The organism is Porphyrobacter sp. CACIAM 03H1 (genome assembly GCF_002215495.1).
GTDB lineage: Bacteria > Pseudomonadota > Alphaproteobacteria > Sphingomonadales > Sphingomonadaceae > Erythrobacter.
Map to the genome: position 1 here is coordinate 756,042 of NZ_CP021378.1, position 12,294 is coordinate 768,335.

Here is a 12,294-nt window from a genome sequence, read left to right on the forward strand (position 1 = left end):
TCCCCGGTTCATGCCGCGCGGGCACTTAAGCATAAGCCGCTAAGGTCCGCGGCACCGACAATCACCACATTCAAGCCCGCGACCTGCCATGCCTTTTGCTTCCGGTTTCTCCCGTGCCGCCCGCGCCCGCACCAAGTCCGCCGATGCTTCCGCTGCCCCTGAAGGCCGCGCGGAGGAGGCGCGGCGCCAGTTGCTCGAACGGATCGGCGAGTTCGTCATCCGCAACGATCTGGCGGTGACCGCCCAGAACCTTGCGACGGTGTGCGGCGCGCTGTCGGGATCGCATCCGGAACTGGCGCGCGCGCTGGTGCAGCGCGAGGCCTCGGGCGAACCGATCGACCAGCGCTGGCTCGACACCCTGGCGCGGCTCGATCCCGACGGGCACAGCCGCATCGCCGCGCTCGAAACCCTGTCCGACAAGCTCGAATATGCCCTGATGCGTTTCGCCCAGACCGCGCGCGCCGCGCAAAGCGAGACCAGCGATCATCGCGGCGCGATCGGGGTGCAGATCGAGACGCTGGCCGGGTCCGAGGGGCTTGCGCATGTGCTCGACCTGTCGCGGGCGATGCTCGCGCGGATCGAGCAGGCCGAGGCGGCGATGGCCCGCAGCGAGGCGGAGGCCGCGTCCCTGCGCCAGAGCCTCGCCCGGGCGCGGATCGAAGCCGATGTTGACCACCTCACCCGCCTGCCCAACCGTCGCGCCTTCGAACGACGGCTGGTCTCGGCGGCAATGGAGGCCGAGGGCAAGGGCGAACCGCTGGCGATCGCCTTCTGCGATGTCGATCATTTCAAGCAGGTCAACGACCGCCACGGCCATGCCGCGGGCGACCGGGTGCTGTGCGCGCTGGCGGCGACCTTCACCGAGATGGCGGGCGATTCCTGCTTCGTCGCTCGTCACGGGGGCGAGGAATTCGTGCTATTGTTCTACGGCCTCGGGAAGCAGGCCGCCAAGGGCCGGCTCGATGCGATCCGCCGGGCCCAGGGGGCCAAGCTGCTGATGAACCGCGACACCGGCCAGCCGTTCGGGCGGATCACCTTCTCCGCAGGCGTGGCCGAGGTGACCGAGGATCCCGACATCCGAAGCGCCCTCGCCCGCGCGGACGCGGCGCTCTATTGCGCCAAGCAGCAGGGCCGCAACCGGGTGGAGCTGGGCTGACCGCTCACGAGGCACCGCCCGCCAGCCGACCGGTCTCCGCCAGCTGCGCGTCATAGGCAAGGCTGGCGGTGAGGTCCGCGGTGGTGCCGGCGGTGATGACGATCCGCACCCGCGTGCCGTGCGCCCGCGCCTCGGCGGCGAGCGCCTGCGCCCGCGCCCAGGCCTGCGCCTCGCCGCCGGCGGCGTGGGTGGCGACAACCGTCAGCGTCGCGCGGGGATCGGGGGCTTGCACGGCGAGCCACTCGCCCAAAGCGGGGCCGCCGGGCACCGGACGGAACAGCGCCTGCGCACCCGCGATCTCCGGCAGGGGCACGCCTTCGGCCTCCTTGTCGCGCGCGGCCCGGTCGGCGAGCCGTTCGCCGCTCTCGGCCTCGGCGGCGGGCAGGGCCGAGAGCGTCAGCAGGAACAGGATCAGCGCGAGATCGGCGAGGATCAGCTGCCAGCCGTGTCCCGTGCGCGGGTGGGCGGCAAGGCTGCTCATGCCACACCCCTGAGGTGCGCGCGGCGCGCGCGGTCCGCAGCCTCGGCGCCGCCGATCTGGAGGGTGAACCATTCGGCCAGGGTGTCGCGCTCCCGCTCGTCGGCGAGGCCGCGCCGTTCGATCGCGCTTGCCAGCGGATAGCACAGCAGGTGCGCGATGAGGGCGCCGTAGAGCGAGGTCAGAACCGCGGTCGAGACCGCGTCCATGATCACCGCACTCGTTCCCACACCCGCTGACGGGGTGAGCTGCGAGAGGCCGTAGAGCGTGCCCACCAGACCGAACACCGGGGCGAGCTCGGCCGCCCAGACGAACACCTGCGCCGCATTGACCCGCCGCGCCTCGTCGAGCGCGCGTTCGGCGCGGCGGACGCCGCCGAGTGCCTCGAGCGCACCGTGCCGCAGATAGGTCTCGAGCATCAGCCCGAGCGCGCGGTCGGGCGGCAGGGCAGGGTCGGCGCGGTGATGGCCGTCACGCCGGATCGCCTCGATCGCCTGGGCGAGCGCCCTGCGGTTGGGCTCGGTCGCAAAGCCGGCGCGCAGCAAGCCGCCCGCCGCCTTCAGCGCCGCGCCGAAATCGCGCCACCCGCAGCGCGCGACCGTGGCGAGCACGGTTCCCGCGATCACGATGGCCAGCGATCCGGGATCGAGGAGCGACGACAAATTGGGCGGCATGGCGGATCTCTCTTGCTGCTGACACCCACAGAACGGCAGGGAATTGAGGCGATTAAGCCCGCCTGTCGCAGCGGCACGACCTTGCCCGGCGCGCCCGGACAAGCGGCAAAAGCCTGCCGCCCGCAGCGCCGATTGCACCGCCTGCTTCCTCGCGCGCCGGTTTGGCACGCTTCCTGCTGACCATCGCCGCAACCCCGCGGGCCCGCCCCGCAGAGCAAGGAGCCACGACGCGTGAACGAGCGACTTTTCGGCATCCACGGCGCCGCACTCACCCTGCGTTCCGAGCGCATGGGGGTGATCGCGTCGAACATCGCCAATGCCGCGACCCCCGGCTACAAGGCGCGCGACATCGACTTCAACGCCGCGCTCGATGCCCGGCTTGCCCGGGCGCGGGGGGCAATGCCTGCCGACCCGCAGGCCGGCATGGTGTGGCGCGCGCCGACCATGCCTTCGCTCGACGGCAACACGGTCGAACTCGCCCGCGAACAGGTCGCCTTCGCCGAGAACGCGGTCGCCTATTCGGCAACGCTCAGCTTCGTGCAGGGGAAGGTCAACACCATCACCCGCGCGCTGAAGGGCGAGTGAGTGCCATGCCCGATCGCACCCCCATGACGCTGTTCTCCATGACCACCCGCGCGATGAGCGCGCAGATGGTGCGGATGAACGCGGCGACATCGAACCTCGCCAATGCCGGGTCCGTCTCCTCGACCGAGGAGGGCGCCTATCGCCCGATCCGCGCCGTTTTTGCCACCGAACTCGACCGTGCCTCGGGCCTTGCCGGGGTCACCACGGGCGGCCTCGTGCGCGCCGAGACCGCGCCCACCAAGCGCCACGATCCCGGCCACCCGCTGGCCGACAAGGACGGCTTCGTCTTCGAGGCCCCGGTCGATGAGACCGCCGAGATGGTCGAGATCATGGAGAGCGCGCGCCAGTACCAGAACCTGGTGCAGGCGCTCCAGACCGCCAAGCAACTGATGCTCGAAACCCTGAGGAGCCAGTGATGACCACCACCGCCACCACGTCCCTGACGCCCGCCGCACAGGCGACGCTCGACCGGCTCAACACGCCCTCGCGCCTCAAGGGCGGCGGGATGCAGACGCTCGGCCAGGCCGATTTCCTCAAGCTGCTGACCACCCAGCTGACCATGCAGGACCCGCTGGAGCCGACCGACAACAAGGAGATGCTGGCGCAGATGGCGCAGTTCTCCGCGCTCGCTGCCCAGACCGAGAGCGGCGCGACACTGGAGGACATCTCCGCCAAGCTCGACCGCCTGATCGAGGCGCAGGAGGCCACGGCCCGCGCCGTCACCGCCCCCCAACCCTGAATTTCCCTCCGCTGAAAGGATCACCCTGCCATGTCGTTCTTCACCTCCCTCTCCGGTCTGCGCAACGCCGAGACCGACCTGCGCGTCATCGCCAACAACATCGCCAATGCCGAAACCGTGGGCTTCAAGAAAAGCTCGGTGCAGTTCGCCGATCTGGTCGCCACCGGCTCCGCCACCGATCCGCGCCGCAGCCCCGGCATCGGCGCGACGATCGCCGGGATCACGCAGGATTTCGTGCTCGGCCCGCTCGAACAGACCGGCCGCAGCCTCGACCTCGCCATCGACGGCGACGGGTTTTTCGCGCTCTCCAACCCCTTCTCGGGCGATGTGTCCTACACCCGTAACGGCAATTTCCGCCTGACCGCGGCGGGCGAGCTGGAGGATGCCTGGGGCAACCGCCTGCAGGCCTATCCCGTCGATGCCGCGGGCAATGCGACCTCGAACGTGCCGGCCGATATCGACGTGCCGATCACCAACGCGGCCGGCTCGACCCTCGCCAATGTCACCATCAACGTGCGCGGGATCGTGACCGCCGCCTATGCCGACGGCAGCACCGCGCCGGTCGGGCAGGTGGCGCTGGCGACCTTCCCCGCGCCGGGCGGCCTGCGCACCATCGGCCAGACCAAATTCCAGGCGACCGGCGAATCCGGCGCGGCGGTGTTCGGCAACCCGGGCATCGGCTCCTATGGCGAGATGATCAGCGGCGCGCTCGAACGCTCGAACGTCGACCTTGCCGAGGAGATGGTCTCGCTGCTCACCGCGCAGCGCAACTTCCAGGCGAACGCCCGCGCGATCGACACCGCGACGCAGATCTCCACCACCGTCATCAACCTGCGGCAGCAGTAAGGGGCGCTGAGGCGTGGACCGGCTGATCTACACCGCCATGACCGCGATGAACGCGGCGATGGACCGGCAGCGGGTGGTGGCGAACAACCTCGCCAACGCCAGCACGCCGGGCTTTCGCCAGGAGGTCTTCGCTGTCACCCCGGCGACGCTGAAGGACGGCTCGCTCGAGGCCCGCGCCATGGCGCGCGGCAACGTGCGCGGGGCGGACATGAAGGCCGCCCGGGTGGTGCCGACCGGCAATCCGCTCGATGTCGCGCTGGAAGGCAAGGCACTGATCGCCTTCCAGTCCCCCGACCGGCAGGGCGAGATCTACTCGCGGCGCGGCGACCTTCGGGTGGCGGCATCGGGCGTGCTCGAGAACGGCGAGGGGCTGGCGGTGCTGGGCGAGGGCGGCACGCCGATCACCGTGCCCCCGGGCTTTGCCGTCAGCCTCGCCGCCGACGGCACGGTGCTCGCCAGCGATCCCGCCACGCCCAATGCTGCCGCCGAGGCGATCGACCGCATCCGGCTGGTGAACCCCGAAGGCAGCCCGCTCGCCAAGGGGATCGACAGCTTCCTCAAGGTGCCGAACGGGGGCGTGTTGCCCCCCGATCCCACCGCCCGCCTGAAGCCCGGCGCGCTCGAGATGTCGAACGTCGAGACCGCCGACACCCTCGTCCAGATGATCGAGGCGCAGCGCGCCTTCGAACAGCGCGCGCGGATTATCATGACCGCAGGCGAGCTCGACGAGGCCGGCAGCGGCCTCATGGCGCTGCGCTGACACACTCCAAGGAGACCTGACCCATGCCCACTTCGGCCCTTCACGTCGCCCGCACGGGCCTCGAGGCGCAGGACGCGCGGATGCGCGTCATCGCCAACAACCTCGCCAATATCGGCACCACCGGCTTCAAGCGCGACCGCGCCGACTTCGCCACGCTCGCCTACCAGGAACAGCGCGTCGCGGGGCAGGCCTCGACCGGGCAGACGGCCTTTGCGGTGGGCCTCAACCTCGGCACCGGCGTGCAGGTGCAGGGCACCACGCGCATCTCGACGCAGGGGACGCTCAACAACACCGGCAACGTGCTCGACCTCGCGCTCGACGGGGACGGGTTCTTCCAGGTGGAACTGCCGCCCGGCGGCCAGATCGGCTTCACCCGCGCGGGCAATTTCACGCTTTCGAATGACGGCACGCTGATCACCAGCCAGGGCTATGCCCTCCAGCCGCCCTTGCAGGTGCCCGCCGGCGCGCAGTCGATCACCATTGCGCCCGACGGTACGGTGAGCGCGCTCACTCCCGGCAATGCCGAGCCGACGCTGCTCGGCCAGTTGACCGTGGCGAGCTTCGTCAATCCGGCGGGCCTGCGCGCGATCGGCGACAACTTCCTCGTCGAGACCGCCGCCTCCGGCCCGCCCGAACTGGGCTTCGCCGGCGAGAACGGGCGCGGGCAGATCCGCCAGGGGATGCTGGAAAGCTCGAACGTCAACGTGGTCGAGGAGCTGGTCGAGATGATCGAGGCCCAGCGCGCCTACGAGATCAATTCCAAGATGGTGAGCGCGGTCGACGAGATGCTGCGCAACGCCAACCAGACGCTGTGAGACAGATCATGAACGGTCGTATCGCCATCCTCGCCGCGCCGCTGTGGCTCGCCGCTTGCGGCGGGCTGGGCGGCAAGGGCCCCGCGCCCGGTTTTGCCGCGCCGCCGCCGCCGGGAGCAGCGCAGGTCGCCGCCGGGGCCAGCGATCCGGTGCCGGTCGGCGCGCCGCCGCCGATCACGCCCGCGACCACTGCGGGTGCGATCTTCCAGACGGGGAGCGGCTATGCCGGCCTCGTCACCGGCACCCGCGCGCGCCAGCTGGGCGACATGGTGACGATCATCCTCACCGAGGCGACCACCACGACCAAGAGCACGCAAGGGCGAACGGCGCGGGAGGGAAGCTTCGGCATCACCCCGCCGACTCGCGGCCCGCTCGATTTCCTGAACCCCGATGCCCTTAAAGCTGCGGCCGAAGGGTCGTTCACGGGCGGGGGCAATGCCTCGCAGCAGAGCCGCCTCAACGGTGCGGTCGCGGTCACGATCGCCGCGATCTACCCCAACGGCACCGCCGAAGTGGTCGGAGAAAAGCAGATGATGTTCAGCCAGGGAGACGAGTGGGTGCAGTTCGCCGGCCGCATCCGGCTGGTCGACATCGACAGCGACAACCGCCTCGCCTCCTCGCAGGTCGCCAACGCCCGGATCATCTATTCGGGCAAGGGCGCGGTCCAGCAGGCGAGCCGCCCCGGCTGGCTCAGCCGCTTCTTCAACATGATCTCGCCGTTCTGAGGGGGCCGCACGATGAACCGGATGCGCATTATCCTGCCGATCCTCTACCTGCTGATCGCGCTTGTCGCCGGGCAGGTGCCGGCCCCCGCCGCCGCCGAGCGCATCCGCGATCTCGGCCAGTTCGAGGGCCTGCGCGCCAACCAGCTGACCGGCTATGGCGTGGTCGTCGGCCTGCAAGGGACGGGGGACAACAATCTCGAATATGTGACCGAGGCGATGCGCGGGGTATCGGGCCGGCTCGGCCTGCCGCTGCCGCCCGGGGTCTCGCCGATCCTGAGGAATGCCGCTGCCGTCATCGTCACCGCCGAACTGCCGGCCTTCGCCAAGCCGGGGCAGCGGATCGACATCACCGTCTCCACGCTCGGCCAGGCGCTGTCCCTGCGCGGCGGGGCGCTGGTGCTGACCCCGCTCTACGGCGCGGACGGGCAGATCTACGCGATGGCTCAGGGCAATGTCGCGGTCGGCGGTCTGGGCGTGACGGGGCGCGACGGCTCCCAAGTCAGCGTCAATGTCGCCACGGTGGGCCGGATCGCCGACGGGGCCACGGTCGAGCGCGGCGTCGCCACCGGCTTCGACGCATCGCCCACCCTGCGCTTCAACCTCCACAAGGCCGACTTCCTCACCGCCGCCCGGGTGCGCGACGCGATCAACGCGCGCTGGCCCGGCATCGCGTCCATCGCCGACGGGGTGAGCATCGAGCTTGCCCTGCCGCAGGGCAACGATGTGCGTTCCGGGCTGATGGCCGAGATTGAGATGCTCGCCGTCTCGCCCGCTCCCGTCGCGGCCAAGGTGATCGTCAACTCACGCACCGGCACGGTCGTCATCAACGATGCCGTGCGCCTCTCCCCCGCAGCGGTCAGCCACGGCAAGCTGGTGATCCGGATCGAGGAGAACCCGGTGATAGTCCAGCCAGCGCCCTTCTCGGACGGCGTGACTGCGCAGGAGGAGGCGACCGACATCACCGTGGACGAGCGGCAGGACCGCGTCGCCTACATGCCCGGCGCCGCCTCGCTGACCGAGATCGTCGACGCGCTCAACCTGCTCGGCGTCGGCGCGTCGGACCTCGTGGTGATCCTCGAGAGCCTCAAGCAGGCCGGCAGCCTCCAGGCCGAAATGGTGGTGCTGTGATCCGTCCCGTCACCCCTACTGCCGCGCCGTCCGCGCCGCTCTCCCCCGAGCGTGCCGAGTTGCGCAAGGCCGCCGAGGGCTTCGAGGCGATCATGGTGCGCCGCATGCTCGCCACCGCGCGCGCGGCGAGCTTCGCCGAGGACACCCCGCTGACCGGCGGGGGCATGAAGCAGTTCACCGCGATGCGCGACGAACACCTCGCCGAGATCGCCGCCAAGTCGGGCAGCTTCGGGTTTGCCCGCAGTATCGAGGCGAGCCTCGCGCAACATCTTCCGGCTAAACCCGAGGAACAGGGGAATAGCTGATGCCGACCGCGATCTTCACCATCGGCCGTTCTGGCCTCACCGCGACCCGCCGCAGCCTCGAGCTGACGGCGCAGAACATCGCCAATGCCGAGAACCCCGACTATTCGCGCCGCACACTGACCCAGGGCGAGCTGGTGATGACGGGTTCGATCGGGGTCAACGCGCAGGATTCGCTCGGCGGGGTGCGTCCGGGTGCGATCGAGCGCGCCGAAAGCGCACTGGTGCAGCGGCAGGCGCGCGATTCCTCCTCGGCGCTGGCCGCGGCGGAGGCCGAGTTCCTCGCGCTGCGCGAGGCGGAAAGCGCGCTCGAGACCTCGGGGGTGTTCACCGCGCTTGTCGATTACGAGGCAGCGCTGACCCGGCTCCAGAACAACCCCACTGAACCCGCGCTGCGCCTCTCGGCGCTGGAGAGCGCGCGCAAGGTGGCAGGCAATTTCCGCATCGCCGACGGCACCCTCGCCAATGCCCGCAGCCTCGTCCAGGCCGAGGTGAGCGCCGAGGTGCTGACTGTGAACGAACTGGCGAACGAGCTCGCCAAGATCAACGCCGACCTCGTCGGCGCGCGCGAGGGCACCGCGGGCCGCGCGGCGCTGCTCGATGCGCGCGACAAGGCGCTGCGGTCGCTGGCGGAGGAATTCGGCCTCCAGCCTGTCTTCAACCCCGATGGCACCGCCGACGTGACGCTGACCGGCACCCCGCCTTTGGGACTGGTGACCGGCGCCGTGGCGCAGGCCGTCGCCGTCACCTACGCCGCCGACGGCACCGCCACCTTCACGGTCGGCGGAACGACCTTTGCCCCTACGGGCGGGGGGATGGCGGGTCGCGCCGCCGCGCTTTCCGAGATGGCCGGGCTTCAGGCCGGGCTCGACGCGCTGGCGGTCTCGGCGATCACCCTCAGCAACACCGCGCAGGCCGCGGGTGTCGGCGCGGACGGCACGACCGGCCAGCCGCTGTTCGCCGGAACCGGTGCGGGGAGCATCGCCGTGGTGCTCTCGGGCGCCGATGGCCTCGCCACCGCCCCCGCCGGTGCGCCCGCAGGCAGCCGCGACACGACCAACCTCGCTGCGCTGATCGCCGCGCTTGCCGCGCCGACGGGGCCGACCAACGGCGTCGACAGCCTGTTGCTCGGCCTCTCCAGCCGGGTTTCCGCGCTCGAGACCCGCGCCGAGGGTCTCTCCGTCGTCGCTGCCAGCGCCGAGGCCGAGCTGCTGCGCGAGACCGGCGTCGATCTCGACACGGAGGCCGCCAATCTGGTGCGCCTGCAACAGGCCTTCGAGGCCAACAGCCGGGTGATCCAGGTCGCCGCCGAGCTGTTCGATACGATCCTGGGCCTGAGGTAAGGAGCCTTTTGCGCGATGAGTTCCATCACCAATTCCGCCGGGTCCTTCTTCAACCGCTCGCTCGCCCAGATGGCGAACTTGCGCAACGGCATCGAGCGCACCCGCACCCAGATCGCGACCGGGCGCACCATCGAGCGCGGTTCGCAGGATCCCGCCGTCGCCGCCCAGCTGCGCAGCGTCGCGCGGCGCGAGGCGCTGGCGCGGGTCGAGGGCGACAATGCCGCGCGGCTCGGTCAGGATCTCGGCGCGGCAGGCGACGAGCTCGAGGCGGTGACCGTCCTGCTCCAGCGCGCCCGCGAACTGGCATTGCAGGCGGCCAACACGCCGCTCGGGGCTGACGGGCGGCGCGCGGTCGCCTTCGAGCTCGAACAGCTCGGGCAGGAACTGTTCAGCCGCGCCAATGCCACCTCGCTGACCGGCGAGCCGCTGTTCGCCGGGCAATCGTCGGGCGCCGCCTTCACCCGCGATGCGCTCGGCAATGTCACCTATGCCGGCACGCCCGAAAGCGGGGCCGTGCCAATCGCGCCGGGCACCGCGATCGAGCGCGGCCTGCCGGGCAGCGAGGTGTTCGAGTTCGACCTCGGGGGCACGCCCTCGAGCGCCTTCGCGGTGCTCGGCGGGCTTGTCTCGGCGCTCCAGGGCGGGGCGCCCGATCCGGTTGCGGCCGCCAACGCGGCGATCGACGGGATCGACGCGGCGCTCGATGCCACCAATCGCGCCACCACCATTATCGGCACCCGCATGGCGTGGGTCGAGCAGGTGCAGCAGCAGCAGGCCGATCGCAGCATCGCGCTGGCCGAACGCCGCAGCCGCGTCGGCGACACAGACATCGCCGATGCCGTCGCCCGGCTCCAGCAATCGCTGACCGCGCTCGAGGCGAGCCAGGCCGCCTTCGCCAGGGTCAGCGCGCTGACCCTGTTCGACGCGCTGCGCTAAGCCGGGGAGCAAGGGTCCGTGTTCGTCGCCATCGGTATCGTCGTGCTGCTCGCCATGGTGTTCGGCGGGTTCATCCTCGCCGGAGGGGCCATGGGGCCCGTTCTGGCCGCACTCCCGCTCGAATTCATGATGATCGGCGGGGCCGCCACCGGCGCGACCCTGATCGGCAACTCCATGCACGAGATCAAGCTGCTCGGCGCAGGGCTGGGCAAGATCTTCAAGGGGCCGAAATACACCCACGAGGACCACATCGACGCAATCGCGCTGACATCGAAGCTGATGAAGCTGCTGCGATCCGAAGGCGCGGTGGCGCTGGAAAGCCATGTCACCGAGCCGGGTTCCTCGACCATCTTCTCCGAATATCCGCGCCTCCAGGCCGATCCGGTGGTGACCGCGATGATCTGCGATCCGCTGACGCTGATGGTGGTCTCCTCGGGCACGCTCGATACCCACGCTGTCGAGGACGTGATCGACAGTGCGATCAAGACCCAGCTCCACGAGATGGACGAGCCGCAGCACATGATCCAGTCGCTCGCCGACGCGCTGCCCGCGCTGGGGATCGTGGCGGCGGTGCTCGGGATCATCAAGACGATGGGCGCCATCAGCGAGCCGCCCGAGATCCTCGGCAAGATGATCGGCTCGGCGCTGGTGGGGACGTTCCTCGGGGTGCTGCTCGCCTATGGCTTCGCCGGGCCGCTCGGCGCGCGGCTCAAGCAGATCAACACCCACGACAGCCAGATCTTCTATTCGATCAAGCAGGTCATCATCGCGAGCCTGCACGGCTATCCGCAGCCGCTGGTGCTCGAGGCCGCGCGCTCGGGCCTGCCGCCGGCGCACCGCCCCAAGCTGACCGACCTGCTCGACATGATGCGGGGGCGCTGAGGTGGCCGAAGCCGACGTCAAGCTTGCTCCGATCATCGTCAAGAAGGTCACCATCGTCGAAGGCGGCCATCACGGCGGGGCGTGGAAGGTCGCCTATGCCGACTTCGTGACCGCGATGATGGCGTTCTTCCTGCTGCTCTGGCTGCTCGGTGCGACCGAGGAGAAGCAGCGCAAGGGCATCGCCGATTACTTCACGCCCACGCTGGTCAAGCTGCGACAGGAAAGCGCCGGCTCGGACGGCCTGCTGGGCGGCTCTTCGCTAACCGATCCGGATAATTATCCCAATCAGCAGGGCCAGACCGGCACGCGGTCGATAACCATCCCCCGCGGCGTGACCGGCGGGCCGAGCGAGGCCGGCGGGCGCGGCGAGATGGAAGCGAAGAAGCTCAAGGAGCTTCAGGACAAGATCGACCGCAAGCTCGTCCAGCGCCGCCAGTTGAAGCATCTCGCGCGGCAGGTCAGGGTGATGCGCGCGCCCGAGGGGATCCGCATCGACCTGATGGACAATGCCGATTTCTCGATGTTCGAACTGGGCACGACGATCCTGACCAAGGAGGCGCGCGGGCTGCTCGAGGTGATGGCAGAGACCCTGGCCGAGGAATCCGCCCCGCTGATCATCCGCGGCCACACCGATTCGCTGCCGTGGCGCGGCGGGGTGACGACCAACAACTGGCCGCTCTCCACCGGCCGCGCCGAGGCGACGCGCCAGGCGCTGGTGCTGGGCGGGGTGCCGCAGAACCGCTTCGCCCGGATCGAGGGCGTCGCCGAGACCGAGCCGCTGGTGGCCGACAACCCCGCCGACCCGCGCAACCGCCGCATCTCGCTGCTGCTGCTCGAGGGGCGGGGGGCGGCAGCAGGGCGAAGCCCGCCGCCGAGCCCCGGCACCCAGGCCCGGCCGCCGCGCTGACGGCGGCCCGGCTGCGGG

At 70.3% G+C, this 12,294-nt stretch carries 16 protein-coding genes; 14 read left to right on the forward strand and 2 right to left on the reverse strand.

Annotated features, from left to right (window positions below; translation table 11 throughout):
• The first annotated feature begins 88 nt into the window (after positions 1-88).
• Positions 89-1,156 (forward strand): sensor domain-containing diguanylate cyclase, encoded by a 1,068-nt coding sequence (locus CBR61_RS03670; protein WP_088913139.1) that lies wholly within the window; start codon positions 89-91, stop codon positions 1,154-1,156.
• 4 nt (positions 1,157-1,160) lie between these two features.
• On the opposite strand, the gene CBR61_RS03675 is transcribed toward CBR61_RS03670, so the two are convergent.
• Entirely contained in the window at positions 1,161-1,637 is a 477-nt protein-coding gene (locus CBR61_RS03675) for a hypothetical protein (RefSeq protein ID WP_088913140.1), read from the reverse strand.
• A complete protein-coding gene (locus tag CBR61_RS03680) occupies positions 1,634-2,308 on the reverse strand; it encodes a MotA/TolQ/ExbB proton channel family protein (protein WP_088913141.1) in 675 nt (224 codons plus the stop codon). The genes CBR61_RS03675 and CBR61_RS03680 overlap by 4 nt, the downstream gene beginning before the upstream one ends.
• Before the next feature lie 288 nt (positions 2,309-2,596).
• Here CBR61_RS03680 and flgB point away from each other — a divergent pair, with 288 nt between their 5' ends.
• From flgB to CBR61_RS03745, 13 genes are read left to right on the forward strand one after another with little or no spacing between them, the layout of a single operon-like run.
• Entirely contained in the window at positions 2,597-2,893 is a 297-nt protein-coding gene (flgB, locus tag CBR61_RS03685; RefSeq protein ID WP_233996927.1) for a flagellar basal body rod protein FlgB, read from the forward strand.
• A gap of 5 nt (positions 2,894-2,898) precedes the next feature.
• Positions 2,899-3,309 (forward strand): flagellar basal body rod protein FlgC, encoded by a 411-nt coding sequence (gene flgC / locus CBR61_RS03690; RefSeq protein ID WP_233996839.1) that lies wholly within the window; start codon positions 2,899-2,901, stop codon positions 3,307-3,309.
• Complete coding sequence (locus tag CBR61_RS03695; protein ID WP_088913143.1) at positions 3,309-3,632, forward strand: flagellar hook assembly protein FlgD; 324 nt, start codon at positions 3,309-3,311, stop codon at positions 3,630-3,632. Before flgC ends, CBR61_RS03695 begins: the two co-directional genes overlap by 1 nt.
• 30 nt (positions 3,633-3,662) lie before the next feature.
• Positions 3,663-4,478, forward strand: coding sequence for a flagellar hook-basal body protein (locus tag CBR61_RS03700; RefSeq protein ID WP_088913144.1), 816 nt, complete (start codon positions 3,663-3,665; stop codon positions 4,476-4,478).
• Between the two features lie 13 nt (positions 4,479-4,491).
• Positions 4,492-5,238: a flagellar basal body rod protein FlgF gene (locus CBR61_RS03705; protein WP_088913145.1), complete on the forward strand. Its 747-nt coding sequence runs from the start codon at positions 4,492-4,494 to the stop codon at positions 5,236-5,238.
• Between the two features lie 23 nt (positions 5,239-5,261).
• Positions 5,262-6,053, forward strand: coding sequence for a flagellar basal-body rod protein FlgG (gene flgG / locus CBR61_RS03710; protein ID WP_088913146.1), 792 nt, complete (start codon positions 5,262-5,264; stop codon positions 6,051-6,053).
• Between the two features lie 8 nt (positions 6,054-6,061).
• Positions 6,062-6,778, forward strand: coding sequence for a flagellar basal body L-ring protein FlgH (locus CBR61_RS03715; protein ID WP_088913147.1), 717 nt, complete (start codon positions 6,062-6,064; stop codon positions 6,776-6,778).
• Between the two features lie 21 nt (positions 6,779-6,799).
• Positions 6,800-7,906, forward strand: a complete 1,107-nt coding sequence (locus CBR61_RS03720) for a flagellar basal body P-ring protein FlgI (protein ID WP_172836002.1) — start codon at positions 6,800-6,802, stop codon at positions 7,904-7,906.
• Positions 7,903-8,211: a rod-binding protein gene (locus CBR61_RS03725; protein ID WP_157696483.1), complete on the forward strand. Its 309-nt coding sequence runs from the start codon at positions 7,903-7,905 to the stop codon at positions 8,209-8,211. The genes CBR61_RS03720 and CBR61_RS03725 overlap by 4 nt, the downstream gene beginning before the upstream one ends.
• Positions 8,211-9,551: a flagellar hook-associated protein FlgK gene (gene flgK / locus CBR61_RS03730; RefSeq protein ID WP_088913150.1), complete on the forward strand. Its 1,341-nt coding sequence runs from the start codon at positions 8,211-8,213 to the stop codon at positions 9,549-9,551. Before CBR61_RS03725 ends, flgK begins: the two co-directional genes overlap by 1 nt.
• A 15-nt stretch (positions 9,552-9,566) precedes the next feature.
• Positions 9,567-10,487 carry a hypothetical protein gene (locus tag CBR61_RS03735; RefSeq protein WP_088913151.1) on the forward strand — a complete coding sequence of 307 codons (921 nt, stop codon included), beginning with the start codon at positions 9,567-9,569 and terminating at the stop codon, positions 10,485-10,487.
• Positions 10,488-10,505: 18 nt separating this feature from the next.
• Complete coding sequence (gene motA / locus CBR61_RS03740; protein ID WP_088913152.1) at positions 10,506-11,369, forward strand: flagellar motor stator protein MotA; 864 nt, start codon at positions 10,506-10,508, stop codon at positions 11,367-11,369.
• Between the two features lies 1 nt (position 11,370).
• Positions 11,371-12,276 carry a flagellar motor protein MotB gene (locus CBR61_RS03745; protein WP_088913153.1) on the forward strand — a complete coding sequence of 302 codons (906 nt, stop codon included), beginning with the start codon at positions 11,371-11,373 and terminating at the stop codon, positions 12,274-12,276.
• The last annotated feature ends 18 nt before the right edge of the window (positions 12,277-12,294 follow it).

What these genes read in the sequence shown, in the direction of transcription:
- CBR61_RS03670 (WP_088913139.1), top strand. Translation starts at nt 89, where the DNA reads ATGCCTTTTGCTTCCGGTTTCTCCCGTGCCGCCCGCGCCCGCACCAAG.
- CBR61_RS03675 (WP_088913140.1), bottom strand. Translation starts at nt 1,637, where the DNA reads ATGAGCAGCCTTGCCGCCCACCCGCGCACGGGACACGGCTGGCAGCTG.
- CBR61_RS03680 (WP_088913141.1), bottom strand. Translation starts at nt 2,308, where the DNA reads ATGCCGCCCAATTTGTCGTCGCTCCTCGATCCCGGATCGCTGGCCATC.
- flgB (WP_233996927.1), top strand. Translation starts at nt 2,597, where the DNA reads ATGGGGGTGATCGCGTCGAACATCGCCAATGCCGCGACCCCCGGCTAC.
- flgC (WP_233996839.1), top strand. Translation starts at nt 2,899, where the DNA reads ATGCCCGATCGCACCCCCATGACGCTGTTCTCCATGACCACCCGCGCG.
- CBR61_RS03695 (WP_088913143.1), top strand. Translation starts at nt 3,309, where the DNA reads ATGACCACCACCGCCACCACGTCCCTGACGCCCGCCGCACAGGCGACG.
- CBR61_RS03700 (WP_088913144.1), top strand. Translation starts at nt 3,663, where the DNA reads ATGTCGTTCTTCACCTCCCTCTCCGGTCTGCGCAACGCCGAGACCGAC.
- flgG (WP_088913146.1), top strand. Translation starts at nt 5,262, where the DNA reads ATGCCCACTTCGGCCCTTCACGTCGCCCGCACGGGCCTCGAGGCGCAG.
- CBR61_RS03715 (WP_088913147.1), top strand. Translation starts at nt 6,062, where the DNA reads ATGAACGGTCGTATCGCCATCCTCGCCGCGCCGCTGTGGCTCGCCGCT.
- CBR61_RS03720 (WP_172836002.1), top strand. Translation starts at nt 6,800, where the DNA reads ATGCGCATTATCCTGCCGATCCTCTACCTGCTGATCGCGCTTGTCGCC.
- flgK (WP_088913150.1), top strand. Translation starts at nt 8,211, where the DNA reads ATGCCGACCGCGATCTTCACCATCGGCCGTTCTGGCCTCACCGCGACC.
- CBR61_RS03735 (WP_088913151.1), top strand. Translation starts at nt 9,567, where the DNA reads ATGAGTTCCATCACCAATTCCGCCGGGTCCTTCTTCAACCGCTCGCTC.